Consider the following 20,303-nt stretch of genomic DNA (forward strand, 5'->3'; position numbering starts at 1 on the left):
GAGACGAGGGGTCCGGCACGGGGACCCCTCGCCTCGCGTCTCACTGCTTCGGCGGCGTGACCGGCAGCGGCGGAGCGGCGGGCAGCGGCGGCGCCGGACGGGGCGGCCGCGCCTGTCGGCGCCTGCGCGCCAACCGGATCGGCACGATCACGGCAGCGGCCACGAGCGCCGCGACCGGCAGGAACGGCAGCAGCACGCCGATCACGACCGAGACCGCCACGAGGACGCCCCACGCGCCCTTGGCACCCACGACCAAGCCGTCCCAGAAGTTCGCCGGACCGGCGTAGCCCTCCTCGCGCTCGTCCTGCACCGACGGGGTGACCACCGTGAAATCGATGGTGGACAAGGCGACCCGGTCCTGCAGGTCGGCCAGTTGCGACTCCAGGGACGCCAGCTCGCCCTCGCGCTCGGCGAGCTCAGACTCCAAATCGAGGATGGCGCTCACCGAGGTCGCCTCGGCCAGCAGCGCGCGCACCCGCTCGACGCTCGCGGTCTTCGTCGCGATGTGCGCCGCGAGGTCCACTGTCGCCTCAGTGACGTCCTCAGTGGTCACCGACCGGTAGCGCTCCTCCTCGGCCAGCCCTGACAGGCCGTCCATCGCGGCGTCGAAGTGCTCCGACGGCACGCGCAGGACCAGGTGGGCGCTGCTGTACGACGCCTCCTCGCCGGTGGCGCGGTCGCGCTCGTCGGCGGTCACGAACCCGCCGAAGGACTCGGCGAGGTCCCAGGCCTGCTCGGCGACACCCTCGGCGTCCTCGTCCTCGACTTCGAGCACGGCCTCGTAGATCACGGCCCGGTCACCGGTGTCGACCTGCGGATTCGCGACGCCGCCGGACGCTTCCGGCTCGAGGGCGTCGGCCGCCTCCGGTGCGGCCTGGTCGGCCGTCTGCGCGCCGGATTCTCCGCCCGCGCTCGAGCAGCCGAAGAGGAACAACGCGGCCGCGACGAGCACGGCGGCGGGTCTGAGGAGTCGCATGGCAAGCCTCGCAAGGGGTCAAGGGGTGAAGCGGCAGCGCCGCCGGTGTCTCCAATGCTCGTCCCGCCGCGTCACGATACGACTACGGCAACCTCTCGAACGGTGACGGTCGGGCATCAGTGCCACTAAGACGCCCTGCGGCCTCCTAGCGTTCCCTCCGCACGGAACCGGCTCCCCGGAAGCGCCGCGAACCCCCGAGTCTGCTGCAATAGACTTGCAATAACGGGGCGGATGTGTGACATGTGATATGCCACCGCCCCGGGCGAGGAACGACCCCAAGAGGGAGACCGATTGGCGGACAAGGAGACACCGGTGACCGACCACGAACACGACGCCCCCGCCGACGCGACCGGCGCAGTGCCCGGCGAACGCGGCCGGGCGCACCCGATCACGCGGTACGGCGAGCCCGTGCTGCACCGCGCCTGCACGCCCGTCGAGGCCTTCGACGACGCGCTGGCGGAGCTGATCGAGGACATGTTCGCGAGCATGTACGCGGCCAACGGCGTCGGCTTGGCGGCCAACCAGATCGGCGTGGACGCCCGCGTGTTCGTGCTCGACTGCGAGGACGCCGAGGGCGAGCGCCACGTGGCCGCCGTGGTCAACCCGGTGCTCCACCTGCCGCCCGCGCCCCGCGAGCTCATCGTCGACGACGAGGGCTGCCTCTCGGTGCCCGGCGCGTTCGAGGACACGCCGCGCTCGGCCACGGCCGTCGTCGAGGGCTTCGACGGCGAGGGCGAGCCGGTGCGCATCGAGGGCACCGGCACGCTCGCCCGCTGCCTCCAGCACGAGTACGACCACCTCGAAGGCACCGTCTACGTCGACCGCCTCCCGAAGAAGGCCCGCAACCGCGCCCTCGCCGAGGCCGGCCTCCGCTAGCTCCCGATGCGGAACCAGCGGTCAGCGGGGACCGGCGCCGGCGCCGCCGTGCGCCGGACCCCTCTGGCATCATCGGCCGCATGGATTACCAAGAGGTCAAACGGGATCTGCGCCGCTCCTACGACGCGGAGGCGGACGCCCGCGCGGGCATGGACGACACGCCCTGGAAAGCCTCGGAGCGCCGCCGGTTCGCCGGCCGCCTCCGCGAGTCGGGCGCGTCGAGCCTGCTCGAGATCGGAGCGGGCCACGGCATCAGCGGCCGGTACTTCGCCGACGAGGGCTTCAAGGTCACCTGCGTCGACCTCTCGCCCGAACTCGTGGCGCACTGCCGCGCGAACGGCCTCGACGCCGCGGTGATGGACTTCGGCGACCTCGAGTTCGCGGACGGCGCCTTCGACGCCGTGTTCGGCATGAACTGCCTGCTGCACGTGCCGAAGGCCGACCTGCCCGGCGTGCTCTCCGAGGTGCGCCGCATCCTCGCCCCCGGCGGGTGGTTCTACTGGGGACAGTACGGCGGCCAGGACCACGAAGGGGTGTGGGAGACCGACCGGTACGAGCCGAAGCGGTTCTTCTCGTTCTTCACGGCGGCCGCCATCGAAAACCTCGCATCCGAGCACTTCGAACTCGTCGAGGCGGAGTACACCGCGCTCGAGTCGGCCGTCGACCAGTACCAGGGACTCATCCTCCGCAAGCCCTGAACGGGCCGAGCTACGGTTGATGCAGGGCTTGGGGCTGGGCAAACGCCCGGCCCCGCTCTATCCTCGCCACAGGCCGCCGCACGGCCCATCCCAGGCGCGGAACGGAGGACACGCCATTGTCTGCCGAGCAGCAACAGATCGCCGAACTCATCGCGACCGGCAACGACGGGCGCATGTACGCGACCGAGCCGGACCGCCTGCGCCGCCTCGTGCGCTACGAGCTCGCCGGCGAGGAGCGGCTCTCCCAGCCCGAGCTGCGGCAGGCCGGCGTCGGGCTGATCGCGCTGGGGGAGTACACCGAGGCGCAGCGGGTCCTCGCCGAAGCCGTGGACCGCGCCGCGACGCCGCACCAGCGCGTCGCCGCCCTCATCAACCTCGGCGACGCCTACCGCTACCCCGGGGAGCTCGCGGACGCCGAGCCGCTGTACGAGCGGGCCATCGAGATCGCGCAGGCCGAGAGTCCCCACACGCTCCACTTCGCGCTGCAGCACTACGGGAAGCACCTCATCGACGCCCGCCGCCCGCACCTGGCCGTCGAGGTGCTCGCCGAGGTGCTGATCATGCGGCAGAAGCTCGGCGACCCCGCCCTGATCGCCTCGACCCAGGACGCCTTGAGCGCCGCCCGCGCGGCCGTCGGACAACGGACGATCTGAGGCGCTGCCGGGCAGCGTACGATCTGACACTCCGCACCGCCGAAGCAGAGGAGCGCCATGACGACGACCCCGACCACGGACGCACGCCCGGAGGCTGTCGGCCTCGCCCGCCTCGCCGACATGCTCCGGGCCGAAGCCGCGAACGGCCTCTACTGGGGCTGCGGCCCTGATGAGGAGGCCCGGCTGCGCGCCGTGCGCGAGCACGCCGCAGCGCTGCTCGCCCTGGTCGACCACCGGCCGCTCGAGGAGATCAGGGCGATCTTCGCGGCCGACACGGGGCTGCGGACCCCGATCCCCGGCACCGAGTTCCGCATCGAATGCGGCGACGGCACGCGGCTGGTCCACCGCCGCCGGTTCCGCGAGGACACCGTCGCCCAGCGCCTCGCGGCGGCGGCCGCCGCGCTCGGCGCCGAGGTCCCCGACCGGCCGGTCGCGATCGCCGACACCGACCTCGCGGACCTGCCGTGCCCGCACACCTACCTGCTCGTCTACGAGTTCGCGACCGCCCTCGACGCCGACGCGGCCGAGAAGCTGCTCGACCCGGCCGACCCCGACCTCGCCGGCGACCTGCCGACGTTCGCCCCGGCCGCCAGCTCGGTCGTGCGCGAACGCGGCCCGCTGCGCGTCTCGCGGGCCGCCAAGGCGATCCTCGACGAGGTCGCGGTGGTGGCCCGGGAATCCCTTGCGGTCGAGACGAATCCCTATTCGATCGAGCGGCACCACCGGATCGCCGCGCACTGCGCCCGCGCCGTCGAGGCCGACCTGGCGTACCCGCGTATCGACTGCGGCGACCTCGCCGCGTTCGGCATCGCGACCGGTGCGGACGCCGTGATCTTCGACGACGAGGGCCGCGTCCTGGTCATCGAGCGCACCGACACCGGCCAGTGGGCCGTGCCCGGCGGCGGAGCCGAGGTCGGCGAACCCGTCGCCCTCGCCGCGGTGCGCGAGGCCTTCGAGGAGACCGGCCTCGACGTCGAGCTCACCGGTCTGGCGGTGGTGTTCGACAAGCGCGACACCGAGCTGGGCGACAGCCGCATGCCGATGATCATGAGCTTCACCGCCCGCCGGACCCGCCCCGGCCAGGCGATCCGCCTCGCCGAGCTCGAAGCGTCCGACCACCGCTGGATGACCGAGGCCGAAGCGGCCGAAGCGGACCTGTTCAAAGGCCACGAGCTGCGCCTCCCGGTCGCCTTCGCGGGCCACCGGTCACAGGCGTGAGACGAGGGCGGGTCCGGAGCCGACCGGCTCCGGACCCGCCCTCGACGCACCGTCCTAGAAGATCAGGCCGTCGCAGGAGACGTCGAGGGCCTCGAGCGCCGCCGCCTCCTCCTCCGAGCCTTCAGCGGTGTTGTAGTACTCGTTGAGGTCGTCGATGCACGCCCGCAGGGCCTCCGCCTCGGCGGCGGGGCCCTCCAACTCGGCCACCTGCGCCTCGGCCGCCTCCAGGTCGTCCTCCAGCTGCGAGATCTGCTTGTCGCGGTCGCCGACCCGGGCCTCCACGTCCTCCAGGTCGCCGCTGGCCTTGAGCCACAGCGCGATCGAGACAGCGGCGGCGGCCAGGCCCACGGACATGAGGATCGCGAGCAGGATCACCGCCGGCGACTTGCGCGGCGCGGCGGGCGGGGGCTGCAGCAGCGGCTGCGTCCCGAACGCCGGCTGGGCCGGCACGCCCGGGGCGGGTGCGCTGGGCTGCGCGGTCATCGGGGGCGGGCCGTACCCTTCGGCGTACGGCTGCTGCGGCTGCAGCGGGGAGTACGAGGGCGGCACGCTCTGGGGCGGCTGGGGATCGCTCGGACCGCCGAGGTGGTAATGCGGAGGCGGGTCGTAGGCCATGATGGGCTCCTTCAAGGGAGGGTCGGGGTCCAGGGTAGAGCGGCCGTGCGAATCGGACGGCACTACCAGTGTGACGACAGGGAACCGGGACCGGTCACCGCTGTTACCCAAACTTGACATCACGGACCTGCAACGGCAGGGTCCTGAGTGGCGGGAGCGGGCGCGGGTCCGCCCGCGCCCGCGCTGATCCGAATCAGCGGCCGCCGACCGCTATGCGACCTTGAGGGTGCCGCCGTCGATCACGTGGTCGGCGCCGTGGATGTTCGCCGCCCGGTCCGAGAGCAGGAACGCCACCAGGTCGGCGACCTCCTCGGGCTCGCCGATGCGGCCCGAGGCGATGCCGATCTGGCCCGGGAGCGCGTCGAGGAGGTCGCGGTGCGAGACCCCGAACGCCTCGGCCATCTTGCCCCCGAAGCGCTCCTCGTCGCGCCACAGCGAGGAGCCGATGACGCCGGGCGAGACCGTGTTGACCCGTACGCCCTGCGGCGCGAGCTCTTCGCTGAGCCGCTTCGAGAAGCTCGTCAGGGCGGCCTTGGCCTCGCTGTAGCCGACCGGGCCGATCGCCGGCAGGTGCTTGTTGACCGAGGAGACGTTCACGATCGCGCCGCGCCGCTCCACGATGCCCGGCAGCGCCGCCTTCGTGGTCCACACCGCGCTGAACAGGTTGAGGTCGAAGACCGTGGCCCACTGCTCGACGGGGACGTCGAGGAAGCCGCCGACGGCCATCCGGTCGGCGTCGCCGCCGCCCACGTTGTTGACGAGCAGGTCGATCCCGCCGACCGCGTTCACCGCCTCGGCGACGATGCGCTCGGCGCCCTCCCTGGTGGACAGGTCGGCGCTGACGGTCGCCGCGGCGGCCTTCTCCAGTTCGGGGGTGATGGTCCGGGCGGCGCCGACGACGCGGACGCCTTCGGCCGCCAGGGTTTCGGCGATCGCGAGGCCGATGCCGCGGCTGGCGCCGGTGACGAGGGCGGTCTTGCCGGTGAGTCCGAGGTCCATGGTGGTGCCTTTCCGTAGTTCTTGAACTTGGGGTCAAAAATAAGGGCGAAAAGCAGGCCCTCTCGCGAGGGCGCGCCGTGCTCACGGCGACATCGTCACCGCGCCGGGGTCACAGGCCCGCCAGCGCCGTGTCGATGATGCGGTGCAGCACCGCTCCGTCGTGGGTCTGCGTCATGACGCGCAGCCCGACGACCGTGTTCATCAGGAAGTGCGCCTGCGCCTCCGCGTCGATCTCCTTCGCGACGTCGCCGTCGCGCTGGCCCCGGCGGAGGCGCTCGGCGAACAACCTGATCGTCTCGTTCGTCATGCGCCGCACCGACTCGGTCGCCTCGGCGTCCTTGCCGCCCAGTTCGAGAGCGGTGTTGGCCGCGAGGCAGCCGCGCGGCGCCGGGAGGCTCAGATCGGTCTCGATCAGGAGCATCAGGTAGGCGCGGATGCGCTCCTTGGCGGTGCCCGGCTCGTTCAGGAAGGCCTCGGTCATCGCCGACCCGGCCCGCCCGTACAGCTCGAGCGCCTTGCCGAACAGCTCCCGCTTGGAGCCGAACGCGTGGTACAGGCTGCCCTTGCCGACGCCGGTGGCCTCGGCGAGGTCCGCAGGGGAGGTCCCCGCGTAGCCCTTGGTCCAGAACGTCTCCATCGCCTGCGCGACGGCCGCGTCCGGTTCGAAGTTCTTCGGCCTGCCCATGACCGGAACCCTACAACATTCTTGACCCAGGGGTCAATAACGGGGTCGGTTCGGCGCTCCGCCACGGCGAACGCGCTGGCGCGCAACCGGTCCGAAGGTCGCGGTGATCGTGCCGTTTCGTACGGTTGCCGCGGGTTGCCGGTCCGGGCGATACTGGTTGCGTGCTCAAACCCCTCGTCATCGCCTCCGATCTGGACGGCACGCTCCTCTCCCCGGGCGGCGCGCTGTCAGAACGGACCCGCGACGCCCTCGCCGCCGCCCGGGCCGACGGCATCGCCGTCGTCGCCGTCACCGCCCGCACCCCTTACGGCGTCGACATGCTGCCCGACCTCCTGCCGTACCTCGACGGCGCGGTCTGCGCGAACGGCGCGATCGTCTACGACCCCGCCACCGGCCGCATCCGCATCCTCCGCTCGATCCGGATCTCCCAGGGCCGCAAAGTCGCCGCCGCCATCGCCAAGCGCCTGCCCGACGCGGTGTTCGCCGTGGAGACCGGCATCGGCATCGTCGGCGAGGAGCCCTACCGCGCGCTCGTCGGCGCCTCCAACTGGGAGTTCGCGCCCGATGTGGACGGTGTCTTCAAGCGCGTGAAGCGGGCGGTCAAACTCAAGGTGTACTGCGCCGAGCGCACCGGTGAGGAGATGGCCGCCGCCGTCGAGGGCGCCGACCTCGGCGGGCTCGCCATGTGCCACTGGGGCGGCTTCGGGATGCTCGACCTCAACGCCCGCGGCGCCGACAAGGCCTTCGGCCTCGCGACCTGGTGCAAGGAGCGCCGGGTCGGGCCCGCCGCGGTGATCGCGTTCGGCGACATGCCGAACGACGCGCCGATGCTCGCCTGGGCGGGCCGCTCGTACGCGATGGGCGACGCCCACCCCGAGGCGATCGCCGCCGCGACCGACCGCGCCGCCACCAACGCCGAGGACGGCGTCGCGCAGGTCATCGAAGGCCTGCTCGACAGCGACACGGCGGCCGCCGCCTGACCCTCGCGCCGCCGCGCCCGAAAATAACCGATTGCGCTCCTGCGCCCGGTCTGCTGCAATGTGCGGATCGCGGCAGCGCGCGGCCTCCGGGCCGCCCCAGCCCGCCGCGCCCACTTCGAGAAGGAGCCGGAATGCGCCAACAGTTCATGTCACTCAGGAACCGTCACCACGATTTCAAGGACATGACCACTGTTGCGCACGCTCAATCTCGGGATCCTCGCCCATGTCGACGCCGGTAAGACCAGCCTGACCGAGCGGCTGCTCCAAGCCGCCGGAGTCATCGACGAGGTCGGCAGCGTCGACGCGGGCAGCACCCGCACCGACTCGCTCGACCTCGAACGCCGCCGGGGCATCACCATCAAGTCCGCGGTGGTGTCGTTCACGCTGGGCGGCACCGGTGTCAACCTCATCGACACGCCCGGCCACCCCGACTTCATCGCCGAGGTCGAACGGGTCCTGAACCTGCTCGACGGCGCGGTGCTCGTCGTCTCGGCCGTCGAAGGCGTCCAGGCCCAGACCCGCGTCCTCTACCGGGCCCTGCGCCGCCTCGGCGTCCCCACGGTCGTGTTCGTCAACAAGATCGACCGCGCGGGCGCCCGCACCGACGACCTCGTGCGGGACCTCCGCGCGAAACTCGACCCGGCGATGGTCGCGGTGGACGCCGTCGACGGCCTCGGCACCGCCACGGCCGACAGCGAACCCCGCGAACGCGACGCCGCGTACACCGAGGACCTCCTCGAAGCCCTCCTCGACAGCGCCGCCGACACCGCCCCGACCGAAGCCGGCCGCGTCGACGACCTCGTGGACGCCTATCTCGACGACCCGGCCCCGACTGACCACAGTGGTATGTCACATGTCGCGCGTGACGCGGCACTGGACGCGGCCTTCGCCGAACGCGTCGCGCTGGCGCGGGCCCACCCGGTCCACTTCGGCTCGGCGATCACCGGCACCGGCATCGACGGCCTCGTCGCCGGGCTCGGCCGCTACCTTCCCGGCTCTGAAGGCGACCCCGCCGGGCCGCTGTCCGGCACCGTGTTCAAGGTCGAGCGCGGCCCGGCGGGGGAGCGGATCGCCTACGCCCGCCTGTTCTCCGGCGCGGTCGCCGTCCGCGACCGAGTCCCGGTCGGCGACGGCCGCGAAGGCAAGGTCACCGGCATCAGCGTCTTCGAGGACGGCGACGACCATGCCCGCTCCCGGGCCGAGGCCGGCCAGATCGCCAAGCTCCGCGGCCTAGGCGAGGTCCGCATCGGCGACGCGATCGGCCGCCCGCCGAAGCTGCGCACCGAGCACTTCCTGCGCCCCGCACTGGAAACCGTCGTCGCGCCCGTCCGCGAGCGCGACCGGCCCGCCCTGCACACCGCCCTGACGCACCTGGCCGAGCAGGACCCGCTCATCGGCCTGCGCCACGACGAGTCGCGCCGCGAACTCTCCGTCTCCCTCTACGGCGAGGTCCAGAAGGAGGTCATCGGCTCGACCCTCGCCGAGGAGCACGGCCTCGAGGTCGACTTCCGCACATCCACGGTCATCTGCGTCGAACGCGTCACCGGCAGCGGCGAAGCGGTCGAGGTGATCGCCAAGGCCCCCAACCCGTTCCTGGCCACCGTGGGGCTGCGGATCGAACCCGGCCCCGGCATCGACTTCCGGCTCGGCGTCGAACTCGGCTCCATGCCGTTCGCGTTCTTCAAGGCCGTCGAGGAGACCGTCCACGACACCCTCCGCGAAGGCCTGCACGGCTGGCAGGTCGAAGGCGCCACGGTCACCATGACCCGCTCAGGGTACTGGGCCCGCCAGTCCAGCGCTCACGGCGGCTTCGACAAGAGCATGTCGAGCACCGCCGGCGACTTCCGCAGCCTCGTGCCGCTCGTGCTCATGGACGCCCTCCGCCGAGCAGGCACGGTCGTCTGCGAACCCTTGCACCGCTTCAGGATCGAGCTGCCCGCCGCCGACCTCGGCGGCGTCCTCGCCGCGCTCGCGAAGCTCCGCGCCGTCCCCGAGCCGCCGGAGATCCGCGGCTCGCGCTGCGCGCTCGAAGGCACGATCCCGGCCGGGGCCGTCCACGGACTCGGCCAGCGCCTGCCGGGCCTCACCAGCGGCGAAGGCGTCCTCGAGAGCGTCTTCGAGCGGCACGAACCGGTGACCGGCCCGGTCCCGTCGCGGCCGCGGACCGACGCCAACCCGCTCGATCGCGAGGCGTACCTCCTCGCGCTCACCCGCCGCGTGACCGGCGGCTGAAGCACGCGGATCCGAAGCGTCCGAAATGGAATCCATTGTGTCCCACTATGTTGCCTATTTGAGGATTTGGGCCGTAAATGTATGATTAGGTTCCCTTGACCGCCCCTTCGTCCCGTCGGCACCCCCGGCGGGGCGAGAACAGAACGGACACAAGCGCATGAAGCGAAGGCTCGTCACCGCGAGCGTCGCGCTGGGGGTCGTCGTGGCCGCCACCGGCGTCGCCACCCTGACCGCCCAAGCCGATCCGATCGAACCGGCAGGCGACGAACTCGCCACCTGGTCGGTCGACCGACTCACCCCCGCGCAGGCCGCCGAACTCGAGCAGCTGGGCTTCACCCTCGCCCACGACCACGGCGACGAATCCCACATCATCGGCGACCAAGCCCTCGCCGACGCCGCCCGCGACCTCGGCTACGACCCCGAATTCCTCGACACCGTCTACAAAGACGTCCCCCTCGCCGCCGAGCAGGAGGGCACCTACTACGGCGGCTACCGCACCGTCGACGCCTACGAGGCCGACCTCAAGGCCCTCGCCGAGGCCAACCCCGACCTCGCCAGCCTCCACGACATCGGCGACTCCTGGCTCAAGACCCAAGGCCAAGACGGCGGACACGACGTCTACGCCATCTGCCTCACGAAGATCAACGCCGGCGACTGCGAGACCGACCCCGACTCCACCAAGCCCCGGTTCTCCCTCATCGCCCAGATGCACGCCCGCGAGATCGCCACCGGCGAGGTCGCCTGGCGCTGGATCGAGAAGCTCGTCGACGGCTACGGCACCGACACCGAGGTCACCGAACTCCTCGACACCACCGAAGTCTGGGTCGTGCCGATCGCCAACCCCGACGGCGTCGACATCGTCGCCTCCGGCGGCGACGACCCGATCCTCCAGCGCAAGAACGCCAACGACGCGAACGGCAACTGCGGCGACAGCCTCGGCGTCGACCTCAACCGCAACTCCACCTTCGAATGGGGCGCCGACTCCACCAACCCCTGCTCCGAGACCTTCCAAGGGCCCTCGGCCGGGTCCGAACCCGAGACGCAGGCCGTCGAAGACTGGCTCCGCGCCCTCCACCCCGACCAGCGCGGCGAGAACCCCGCCGACGCCGCCCCCGACGACGCCCGCGACGTGTTCATCACCCTGCACTCCTACGGCGAGTACATCATCGTCCCGTGGGGCTACACCAGCGACCTCGCCCCGAACGACGGCGCGCTCCGCGCCCTCGGCGAGGCCATGTCCCGGTCCAACGGCTACTTCGTCGGCACCAACGACGACACCGTCGGCTACAGCACCAGCGGGACCACCGACGACATGGCCTACGGCGAACTCGGCGTCGCCTCGTTCACCTTCGAGATCGGCCCCGACACCGGCAACTGCGGCGGGTTCTTCCCCGCCTACTCCTGTGTGGACGACAGCCTCTGGCCCGAGAACGAGGGCGCGCTCATGACCGCCGCCCAGGCCGCCGCCGCGCCTTACGCCGGCTAGCGGCGCGGGTCCCGGCAGTGGGGTGACACGGCCGGGACCCGCGACAACCCCATGCACCGCCCTCGATAGGACAGAAGCGCTTTCGGGGTTGCCCCGCCCCTCCGCGAACCCCGATACTCATCCGGTGCTCCTACCGAAACTCATCGCCACCGACCTCGACGGCACCCTGCTCGACCCGCAGGGCCGACTCTCCGAACGCAACCAGAAAGCCCTCCAAACCGCCCGCGAACACGGCATCCTCACCCTCGCCGTCACCGCCCGGCCGCCCCGCGCCGTCTACCGCGTCCCCGAACTCGCCGGCGTCCTCGACGGCGCGATCTGCTGCACCGGCGCGATCTGGTACGACACCGCCACCCGCACCGCCGACCTGCGCCACCCCGTCCCCCTCCCGACCGCCCGCAAGGTCCGCGACCTCCTCCGCAGCGTCCTCCCCGGCGCGGTCTTCGCCGTCGAGACCGGCGAGCGCCAGATCGCCGAATCCGCCGACATGCAGGCGGGCATCCACTACGGCGACCCCTGGACGATCGTCGAACCCGGCGCCGACGTCTTCGACCACGCCGACACCGTCGCCGAACTCATCGTCCGCGTCCCCGGCTCCACCGGCACCGCCATGCACGAGGCCACCCGCGGCATCGACGTGCCCGGCGTCGAACTCTGGCACTGGGGCAGCTTCCCCGAGATCGAATGCACCGCGACCGAAGCGACCAAAGGCACCGCGCTGGCCGCCTGGTGCGCCTCCCGCGGCCTCGACGCCCGCGACGTGATCGCCTTCGGCGACATGCCCAACGACGTCTCCATGCTCGCCTGGGCGGGCCGCTCCTTCGCCATGGCGGCCGCCCACCCCGACGCAGCCGCAGTCGCCACCGACCGAGCAGCCCCCGCCCCCGAAGACGGCGTCGCCAGAGCAATCGAGGCCATCCTCGACTACCACCGCACCTGACCTGCAAAAGCCCAAAATGTCAGACCCACATGGGACCGTGGTCCTTTTCGGTTGGTCGGAAGGCGGATGCGGGTGGGAAGGGGCACGCCCTACGCGCCCAGCGCGGCCGCGCCGCGCAGCGGCGGCCAACGCCGCCGCTCGGTGGTCCTCCGGCCCGAGCCTCGCTCCGCCTAACGACACCGGTAGAACACGATCGCCTTCTCGAACTCAAAGACGTCGTGCTCGGCGAAGTGCGCGTCCAGTTCCGCCGCAGCCGTTTCGACGATGCGTTCGAACGCGGAGTCATCACCGTCCACGAAGGACCTGATCGACTTGAGGTAGTCCATCAGCGGGCCGGGCTCGGGGACCGAGACGAGTCCGCGCTCCTCGAACCGTTCCACCGAGTCGAACACCGCCTCCAGGTAGCCCGGGGCGTTGGCGGAGTCGAACTTGGCGACCTCGTCGCCGGGGAAGAACGTCTCGGCGCCCAGGACCGAGCGGATCGCGCGGGCCCAGTGGGCGTACGGCTCGGCCATGTCGTCGTGGTCGTTCGTGGAGACCAGGAGCGTGCCGCCGGGCTTCAGGACGCGCCGGAACTCGTTGAGCGCCTTCGCGATGTCCGGAACGTGGTAGAGCATGTGCATCGCAAGCACGGTGTCGGCGCTGTCGTCGGGGTAGGGGATCGCCTGGGCGTCGGCCACCATGACCGGCGGCTCGACTTCGGCGAGCATGCCGGGCGCGGCGTCGATGCCGACGATCGTCGCCCGGGGGTGGTCGGCGCGCAGGCGCTTGAGGTACCGGCCGTACCCGCACCCGACGTCGAGCGCGAACCGCAGGTCGGACGGCACGAGACCGGCGGCGATATCGACCGGGTCGATCTGGGGCTTGCGGTAGTCGTACAGGCTGGCGCGGGACTTCAGGTTCCCGGCGTGCGCGTAATTGCCCTTGGTGCGTTCGATGTCGACGGCCATGCGATGCCCCTCTCCTCTGGGGGCGCCAGGACCGCGCCCCGCTGAGCGCGGCCGCACTCAGCGCGCCGCGAACGGAGTCGCCCACAATAGCGCGGCCAGGAAAACGCGTACAACCCTCGGATGCGAGGCGTCCGGTGTTCGAACCGTGACAGCGAAAAGTGTCGTACCCGAAGCGTATTTTCGGACCAGGGGTCCCTCTTGCGTCCGGTTTGCGGAGACGCTCCGGAACACTCCCAGACGCTCCCGGACACGCCTTTCCTTAAGCCCGCTTCAGGTGGCTTCAGCTCCGGTTCAGGTTCGCGCCTTCAGTATTGGAAGCTCCATCGTGGCATCGTCCGCCAGCGCACCCCGGCGGCGGCGCCACCGGAACCACGCCAGCAGACCGAAACCGATGAGCAGGAGGACTATGCACCCACCGATCGCGTAAGCCCACCAGGGCAGCCCGGCCGCGCCGGACCCGCCGTCGCCCGCCGCTTCGGCGGCCCCCTGCGGCTCGTCGGTCCGGAGCACGACCCGGTCGGCCTCGTAGGTGATCCGGTAGCTCGATCCGCCGATCTCCACCTCGGCGTCCTGAGCGAGATTGCCGAAGGTGCCGGAGACACCGCCAGCGGCGGTGACCACTGAGATCTCCTCGGGGAGCGCCGCGCCCGCCTCGTAGACGACCGCCAGCGTCCCGTCGAGCGTGGCCGCGCCCCCGACCGTGAGCCCCCCGTTCGAGCCCACGGTCAGGGTCGAGGCCGCGCCGAGCGACAGGTCGCCGCCGACGCCGCTCGGAGCGTGGACCGTCAGGCCCTGCTCCACGCTCAGGTCCCCGGTGAGCTCCGCGCCGCTTGCTGTCGAGGCTTGGCCTGTGCCGGAGCCGTCTGCGTCGCCCGCGTCAGCGTTGCCTGCGTCGGTTCCGCCTTGTTCGGTGCCGCCGCCGGATACGTTGTCAGCGCTGTCCTGCGCGGTGCCTCCCGCCGTCGCGGTGCCGAGCGCCAGGACGCCTTCGGCGACGGTCCACGCGCCCGTGGCGCTGCTCGTGCCCGTGTACGTCCACGTGCCGGCACCCGACTTGACCAGGCCGCCTTCGCCTTCGACGCCACCCGCATAAGCGGTTTCGTTCGCGCTGGCGACCGTGAGGCCGTCGGCGGGGACCAGCACGGTCGCCCCGGCCACGCCGCTGAGGTCGTTCACCGTCTGACCTTCGACCTCCGAGAGGTCGAGCACGGCCGCCTCGCCGGAGAGCTCAACATGCTCCGAGGCCGCGAGGTCGCCGCCGGTCAACGCGAGGGTGCCGCCCGAGACGGTGGTCGCGCCGGTGTACTCGATGCCGCCGGTGAGCGTGAGCGGCGCCGACCCGGCCTGTTCGAGGCTGCCCGCGCCGCTGATGTCCTCGAGCGACGTCTCGTGCTCGACGTTGTCGACCACCAGCGCGCCCTCGTCGACGATCGCGGTCTGGTCGCCGCCCGTGAGCAGCCAGCCGTCGGCGCCTTCCTCGCCCGCGCCCAGCCGCAGGACCGCGCCCGCCTCGATCGTGGTGGCGCCGTTGTAGTTCTGCTGGTCGGCGAAGGTCACGTCGTTCCCGGCCGTACCGGCGATCGTCACGTCGCCTTGGCCCTGGGCGCTCATCGTGTCGTGGTAAATCCCGCCCGAGATCGGCGCGCTGAGGGTGACCGGCCCGTTGTAGTTGAAGATGAGGTGGCTTCTCATGCGCCGCGCGTGCATGTTGATGTAGACGGTGTCCCGGTTGCCCGGCAGGAAGAACCGGTCGGAGGTGCCGTCGCCCCACTGCACCAGGGCGCCCTCGATGTTGATGCCCCGCTTGTTGTGGTTGTGCGGCACGATCTCGTAGTTCAGGCCCGGATCGGAGAGCGACGGGTCGTAGTCCGGTCCCTCGTCGGCCCACGAGTACACCCCCGAGACCACGACCTTGCTGCCGAAGATCTGGGAGTGGAAGTTGATGTCGTTGCCCCACTCCCGCGAGTAGAAGTCGACGTCGAGGACCGTGTCGTTGCCTTCCTGGGTGTCGATGATGAACGAACCCTGGTTGAGCACCGTGTCGACCTCGGGCATGGTCGAGAGGAACTCGCGCTGGCTGTAGTGGATCACGGTGCCGTTGTAGAGGACGCCGGAGAACGTGTGGTTGCCCGCCAGGGAGAGGCCGTCCCAGGTGCCGCGCGGCTGGACGATGAAGCCGGACCCGCTGAGGTTGCCCGGGTGGTAGCGGCCGCCGTGCACCGCCACGATGAGGGTGCCGTCGACGTGGTGGTTCAACGCGTTCCACTCGAAGTTCGGCAGGTCGTACGGGTAGTGTCCGATGAGGCCGGTCGTACCGGTGCCGTCGCCGTACTGGAGGGTCGCACCGGATTCGACGGTGACCGCGGGCGGGTCCGGGTTCTCGATCGTGTTCCACCACCACGGTTCGCCACGCGCCTCGACGGTCTGCGTCTGGCGGTCTTCAGGGATGCTGAAGTCCGAGTTCGCGGTGAGGATGAGCGTGCCGGAGCCGCGGACGGTGAGGGTGCCGACGCCGGAGAAGCGGCCGCCGTATGTGATCTCCTCGCCGCTGCCGAGGTTGACGACGGCGTCGCCGTTGAGCACCACGTCCTGTCCTGCGCGGATCTGTCCGGTGATGTCGTTGGCCGCCTGTGCCGGGGCGGCGGCGAACGGTACGGTCAGGAACGCCAGCAGGGCTGCAAGCAGCAGGCGCGCCCACGCGGTGCCGCGTGCGGCAGGGGGGCCGAGCGTGTGAGAATCCTTCACGCTTCAACAAACTACCCGGTGTTTTTCAGCGGTTTTCGGTGGGGAGCGGGGGTTCGTTCTTCGGCCCCGCCGCGCGGCACGGCCGAGGCCGTCGAGTGCGGCCTGTCCGGCGCAGAGCGGCCCGCGCCGCCGCGAGCGGGGCTAGGGTGGGCCGTATGCATGTCGTCATCGCCGGAGGGCACGGGCAGATCGCGCTGCGCCTCACCGAGATCCTGGCCGCCGAAGGGCATTCGGTCACCGGCCTCATCCGCAATCCCGACCACGCCGAGGACCTGACCGCGATCGGCGGGCGCCCGATCGTGCTCGACCTCGAGCAGGCCGACGTCGAGCATCTGGGCGGGCTCCTCGCTTCCGAGATGTACGGGGAGGTCGACGCGGTGGTCTTCGCCGCGGGCGCCGGTCCGGGCAGCGGCGCGGCCCGGAAGGACACGGTCGACCGGGCGGCGTCGGTGCTGCTCGCCGACGCGGCCGAACGCGCGGGCGTGCGCCGCTTCCTGCAGATCTCCAGCATGGGGGCGGATGCCGAACCGGATCCGAGCCGTGACGAGGTGTGGGCGGCGTACATCGAGGCGAAGGCCGCGGCCGAGGCGGACCTGCGCGCCCGCGATCTCGACTGGCTCATCCTGCGGCCCGGCGCGCTCACGAACGACGAGCCGACCGGCCAGGTGCACCTCGCCGAGCCTCCGGTCGGTCGCGGTGCCGTCACCCGTTCCGATGTGGCCGCTGTCGTGGCCGAGCTGCTGCGCCGTCCGGCGGTATCGCGCCTGGTACTGGAGGTGCGGGGCGGTGACACCGCCGTCACCGAAGCGGTGGAGGCGCTCGTTCCGAAGGACTGACCGCACCGGTCCGCTTGCCTCCCATGCGTATGCGGATTGCGGCGGCAAAAGGCGTTGCTCGATACTGTACCGATGCGATTCGGTGTGGTTCCCTCCTCCGTCCGCCGCGACGTCCTCGCCTGGCACGGCAGCGCCGGCCAGGCCTGGCTCGACGGCCTCCCCAAGACGGTCTGGCGTCTGCAGCGGCTGTGGTCGCTGCGGACGGACGGACCGCCCTACGGCGGCGGCAGTCACTCCTATGTGGTCCCGGTCCGGCGCGCGGGCGGCGAGCAGGCCGTCCTCAAGGTCATCTACCGCGACGAGGAGAACGCGGCCGAGCCGACCGCGCTGCGCCAGTACGACGGCGACGGCGCGGTGCGCCTGTACGAGTACGACCCCGAGACGGGAGCGATGCTCCTGGAGCGGGCCGTGCCCGGCAACCGCCTCAAGTCGACCCGCTTCTTCGGCCACCGCACCCCCGAGGCGGCGTGGCGGCGCATCGGGATCGCGTGCGGGCTCTACCGCCGGCTGTGGCGGCCCTTGGCCGATGCGGACGGGTTCCCCGGGCTCCCGGCGGCCACGGACATGCTGCAGGAGTGGAAGGCCGAATACGGCGACGCAAAGGGGGAGGCGCGCAAGGGCCCTGCCGCGCACCGGCTCGACCTCGCCCTCGACCTGTGCGACCGGCTCGCCGAACCGCCGGAGCTCGGTATCGGCAACCGCGACACCCACTTGAGCAACATCGTCTCGGCCGAACGTGAACCGTGGCTGGTCATCGACCCCAAGCCGTACCTCGCCGAGCGGGCGTTCGACGGTGGCTACCTGCTGTACATGCTGCAGCACCACGGCCCGCACTCCGGCGCCGAGCTGCTGCACGCCGTGGCCGACGGGCTCGGCGTCGACGCCGAGCGCCTGCGCGCGTGGGCGCTCCTGCGCGCCATCGACCTCCTGGACGAGACCGAGGGGGAGCGCGACCTCGCCGCGGCCGAAGCGACCGTGGCCGCGCTCGAGGCGGCGTAACCGCTCCGGCGGCCACCGCCCGCGGTGGCCGCCGCGGCACGTTCGGGTGAAAAACCCGCGGTCGGATTTCCGACTCCCGGACGAGTCGTCCAGTCGTCGAAAGCTCCCTTGAGGAGCTACCCGCGCGAGTCGCGGCGGTCCGCAAGGAAACCGCGGAGGCCGATCACACCGATCGCGACGCCGAGTCCGAACGAGACGACCGCGAGTGCCGAGTGGACCCAGAAAAAACCCGTGGGTTCGCCTGCGGCGTCGAACGCGAGGCCGCTGACGTCCTCGAACAGATTCTTCACGAACGTGATCCAGACGAACACCGACCACACGCCGAAGGCGAGCAGGAACAACGAGATCGGGCGGCTGAGCTTCATCCCCCCAGTATCCGGCCGGGTGGGGGAGTGGCCGTCGCGGGCGGGCCGCGCCGGGCGCCGGTCACGTTCGGCGGCGCACCGGGCCGTCTCCGGTGCGCGGTCCGCCGGATCCGCCTACTATCCTGGTCTTTGCAGACCCGGTGTCACTCTGTGCGGCACTTGCGTGCATACCGTGTTCTGCGATGATGGAGACCGGAATGTCATCAATGCATAGAATGGCTGGCCCGGAGATGAGCGGACCTGAAGACGCCTCGATGCCAGGCGGATACCCCGATCCCGACGTCGTGGGCTGGGCTCGGATCGAGGACCTCGAGTTCGCGGGCCTCCACATCAGAATGACGATCACTCCCGGGGAGCGGATCGTGCAGCTGTGGGAGCTCGTCGACGGACACCCGGTGCGCTGGTTCGGGAACGTGTTCCGCGTCGACTCCGAGCCGCCGGTCCTCTACATCAACTACCGCTACGAGGCGCACATCAGCCGCCCCCAGCGCGACGTCCTCGCCCGCACCGGCGCGAAGTTCTGGAAGGGCTGACCGCCTTACTCGGTGCCGATGCGCTCCAGCACTTCGACCAGCGGCGTGAACTCCGGGTTCCGCCGCGCCTCCTCGAGCGCCTCCGCCAGCGCCATGTCGTGCGTCGGGGTCGCGTCAGCGAGGAGCTTCCGCCCCGATTCGGTGACGTCGGTGTAGATGCCGCGGCGGTCGTCGGCGCAGATGGTGCGCTGCAGCAGGCCCCGGTCCTCCATGCGGGCCACCAGGCGCGTGGTCGCGCTCTGGCTCAGTACGACCGCCTGAGCGACCTGCCGCATCTGGAGGTGCCTGCCTGGCCGCTGCCGGTCGAGGACGGTGAGCAGCGAGAACTCACGCACGGACAGGCCGTGCTCGGCCTCGAGCCGGCGCCCGATGTGGTCGGCGATGCCGTCGTGGAGCGCGGAGAGGGCGCACCAGTGTTGTGCCAGCGCGGTACTGGGGGACGCTGCTGTGCTCACGATGCTCCTCCGGCTCAGTCGATTCGGTATAGATATTAGCGTACAGCGATATCCGTTACACGCCAATAACCGTCGCTTGCATTAGTCGGCGTCTGCAAGTAATGTGGGTGGCGGCAGTTCCGAACCGAGCACGCCCCGAGAGGGCCTGCGGACAGGAGAACCGATGAGCGACAAGCCGACCGTGGCCGTCCTGGGCACCGGCATCATGGGTGCCGCCATGGCCCGCAACCTCGCCCGCGCCGGGCTCGAGGTCACCGCCTGGAACCGCAGCCGCGACAAGGCAGAACCGCTCGCCGCCGACGGCGTCGGCATCGCCGACACCCCCGCCGCGGCCGTCGCCGAAGCGGACGCGATCGTCACCATGCTCCACGACGGCCCCGCCGCCCTCGACGTCATGCGCCAAGCCGCCTCCTCACTCCGCCCCGGCACCAGGTGGATCCAGTCCACCACGGCCGGCATCGACGCCCTCACCGACCTCGCCGCGTTCGCCGCCGAACACGGCCTCGTCTTCTTCGACGCTCCCGTCCTCGGCACCCGCGAACCCGCCGAAGCCGGCAAGCTCACCGTCCTCGCCTCCGGCCCCGCCGACGACGCGGCCGCCAACGCCGTCTTCGACGCCGTCGGCGCCAGGACCGTCTGGACCGGCGAAGACGGCGCCGACGGCTCCGCCACCCGCCTCAAACTCGTCGCCAACAGCTGGGTCTTCGTGCTCACCCACGGCATTGGCGAAGTGCTCGCGCTCGCCGGCGGCCTCGGCGTCGACCCGCAGCGGTTCTACGAGATCATCGACGGCGGCCCGCTCGACGCCGGGTACGCCCGCGTCAAGGGCGGTCTGATCCTCGACCGCGACACCGCCGACACCAGCTTCGGCTTGGACACGGCCGAGAAGGACGCCCGGCTCATCCTCGAGGCCGCTCGCGCGGGCGGCGTCCGCCTCGACCTGGGCGAGGCCGGGGCCGAGCGCTTCCGCCGTGCCTCCGCGCAGGGGCACGGCGGCGAGGACATGGCTGCGTCCTACTTCGCGAGCTTCGACGCATAGCAAGCGCTGCAACGACTACGAGA

General features: G+C 71.2%; 20 protein-coding genes. 12 read left to right on the top strand and 8 right to left on the bottom strand.

All coding sequences use genetic code 11. The features are described from left to right. Positions 1-40: 40 nt before the first annotated feature. Positions 41-976: a DUF4349 domain-containing protein gene (locus J5V16_RS04620; RefSeq protein ID WP_208494885.1), complete on the bottom strand. Its 936-nt coding sequence runs from the start codon at positions 974-976 to the stop codon at positions 41-43. A 312-nt stretch (positions 977-1,288) separates the two neighbouring features. Here J5V16_RS04620 and def point away from each other — a divergent pair, with 312 nt between their 5' ends. The 4 genes from def (at position 1,289) to J5V16_RS04640 (ending at position 4,421) form a co-directional block, all read left to right on the top strand. Next, entirely contained in the window at positions 1,289-1,852 is a 564-nt protein-coding gene (def, locus tag J5V16_RS04625; protein WP_307792858.1) for a peptide deformylase, read from the top strand. An 80-nt stretch (positions 1,853-1,932) separates the two neighbouring features. After that, a complete protein-coding gene (locus J5V16_RS04630) occupies positions 1,933-2,550 on the top strand; it encodes a class I SAM-dependent methyltransferase (RefSeq protein ID WP_208494886.1) in 618 nt (205 codons plus the stop codon). A gap of 116 nt (positions 2,551-2,666) precedes the next feature. After that, a complete protein-coding gene (locus J5V16_RS04635) occupies positions 2,667-3,203 on the top strand; it encodes a tetratricopeptide repeat protein (RefSeq protein WP_208494887.1) in 537 nt (178 codons plus the stop codon). A gap of 57 nt (positions 3,204-3,260) precedes the next feature. Then, positions 3,261-4,421, top strand: a complete 1,161-nt coding sequence (locus J5V16_RS04640; RefSeq protein ID WP_208494888.1) for an NUDIX domain-containing protein — start codon at positions 3,261-3,263, stop codon at positions 4,419-4,421. A gap of 54 nt (positions 4,422-4,475) precedes the next feature. Here the strand turns inward: J5V16_RS04640 and J5V16_RS04645 are convergent, their stop codons facing one another. The 3 genes from J5V16_RS04645 to J5V16_RS04655 form a co-directional block, all read right to left on the bottom strand. Next, entirely contained in the window at positions 4,476-5,036 is a 561-nt protein-coding gene (locus J5V16_RS04645; RefSeq protein ID WP_208494889.1) for a hypothetical protein, read from the bottom strand. Positions 5,037-5,246: 210 nt separating this feature from the next. Beyond that, entirely contained in the window at positions 5,247-6,035 is a 789-nt protein-coding gene (locus J5V16_RS04650; RefSeq protein ID WP_208494890.1) for an oxidoreductase, read from the bottom strand. Between the two features lie 109 nt (positions 6,036-6,144). Then, positions 6,145-6,720 carry a TetR/AcrR family transcriptional regulator gene (locus J5V16_RS04655; protein WP_208494891.1) on the bottom strand — a complete coding sequence of 192 codons (576 nt, stop codon included), beginning with the start codon at positions 6,718-6,720 and terminating at the stop codon, positions 6,145-6,147. Between the two features lie 161 nt (positions 6,721-6,881). Between J5V16_RS04655 and J5V16_RS04660 the strand changes: the two genes are divergently transcribed. From J5V16_RS04660 to J5V16_RS04675, 4 genes are all read left to right on the top strand, one after another. Further along, positions 6,882-7,700: an HAD family hydrolase gene (locus J5V16_RS04660; RefSeq protein WP_208494892.1), complete on the top strand. Its 819-nt coding sequence runs from the start codon at positions 6,882-6,884 to the stop codon at positions 7,698-7,700. Between the two features lie 192 nt (positions 7,701-7,892). After that, positions 7,893-9,932 carry an elongation factor G gene (locus tag J5V16_RS04665; protein ID WP_208494893.1) on the top strand — a complete coding sequence of 680 codons (2,040 nt, stop codon included), beginning with the start codon at positions 7,893-7,895 and terminating at the stop codon, positions 9,930-9,932. A 157-nt stretch (positions 9,933-10,089) separates the two neighbouring features. Further along, positions 10,090-11,418, top strand: coding sequence for a M14 family zinc carboxypeptidase (locus J5V16_RS04670; RefSeq protein WP_208494894.1), 1,329 nt, complete (start codon positions 10,090-10,092; stop codon positions 11,416-11,418). A gap of 124 nt (positions 11,419-11,542) precedes the next feature. Continuing rightward, positions 11,543-12,358 carry an HAD family hydrolase gene (locus J5V16_RS04675; protein WP_208494895.1) on the top strand — a complete coding sequence of 272 codons (816 nt, stop codon included), beginning with the start codon at positions 11,543-11,545 and terminating at the stop codon, positions 12,356-12,358. Positions 12,359-12,528: 170 nt separating this feature from the next. Here J5V16_RS04675 and J5V16_RS04680 read toward each other — a convergent pair whose 3' ends face one another. Both J5V16_RS04680 and J5V16_RS25385 read right to left on the bottom strand, forming a co-directional pair. Beyond that, on the bottom strand, positions 12,529-13,308 hold the full coding sequence (locus tag J5V16_RS04680) for a class I SAM-dependent methyltransferase (protein ID WP_208494896.1): 780 nt from the start codon (positions 13,306-13,308) through the stop codon (positions 12,529-12,531). 291 nt (positions 13,309-13,599) lie between these two features. After that, positions 13,600-16,053 (bottom strand): autotransporter-associated beta strand repeat-containing protein, encoded by a 2,454-nt coding sequence (locus J5V16_RS25385; protein WP_208494897.1) that lies wholly within the window; start codon positions 16,051-16,053, stop codon positions 13,600-13,602. A 155-nt stretch (positions 16,054-16,208) separates the two neighbouring features. On the opposite strand from J5V16_RS25385, the gene J5V16_RS04690 reads away from it, so the two are divergent. Both J5V16_RS04690 and J5V16_RS04695 read left to right on the top strand, forming a co-directional pair. Then, positions 16,209-16,889, top strand: coding sequence for an NAD(P)H-binding protein (locus J5V16_RS04690; protein ID WP_208494898.1), 681 nt, complete (start codon positions 16,209-16,211; stop codon positions 16,887-16,889). 72 nt (positions 16,890-16,961) lie between these two features. Continuing rightward, the gene (locus tag J5V16_RS04695) at positions 16,962-17,888 is read left to right on the top strand and encodes an aminoglycoside phosphotransferase family protein (RefSeq protein ID WP_208494899.1); all 927 of its coding nucleotides are present in this window, start codon (positions 16,962-16,964) and stop codon (positions 17,886-17,888) included. Positions 17,889-18,004: 116 nt separating this feature from the next. Here J5V16_RS04695 and J5V16_RS04700 read toward each other — a convergent pair whose 3' ends face one another. Further along, positions 18,005-18,253, bottom strand: coding sequence for an SCO4848 family membrane protein (locus J5V16_RS04700; RefSeq protein WP_208494900.1), 249 nt, complete (start codon positions 18,251-18,253; stop codon positions 18,005-18,007). 230 nt (positions 18,254-18,483) lie between these two features. On the opposite strand from J5V16_RS04700, the gene J5V16_RS04705 reads away from it, so the two are divergent. Beyond that, positions 18,484-18,786: a hypothetical protein gene (locus tag J5V16_RS04705; protein ID WP_208494901.1), complete on the top strand. Its 303-nt coding sequence runs from the start codon at positions 18,484-18,486 to the stop codon at positions 18,784-18,786. Between the two features lie 5 nt (positions 18,787-18,791). On the opposite strand, the gene J5V16_RS04710 is transcribed toward J5V16_RS04705, so the two are convergent. Further along, positions 18,792-19,241, bottom strand: a complete 450-nt coding sequence (locus J5V16_RS04710; protein ID WP_208494902.1) for a MarR family winged helix-turn-helix transcriptional regulator — start codon at positions 19,239-19,241, stop codon at positions 18,792-18,794. Positions 19,242-19,404: 163 nt separating this feature from the next. On the opposite strand from J5V16_RS04710, the gene J5V16_RS04715 reads away from it, so the two are divergent. After that, positions 19,405-20,280, top strand: coding sequence for an NAD(P)-dependent oxidoreductase (locus J5V16_RS04715; protein ID WP_208494903.1), 876 nt, complete (start codon positions 19,405-19,407; stop codon positions 20,278-20,280). The last annotated feature ends 23 nt before the right edge of the window (positions 20,281-20,303 follow it).

Source organism: Glycomyces niveus (assembly GCF_017592475.1).
Lineage (GTDB): Bacteria > Actinomycetota > Actinomycetes > Mycobacteriales > Micromonosporaceae > Glycomyces > Glycomyces niveus.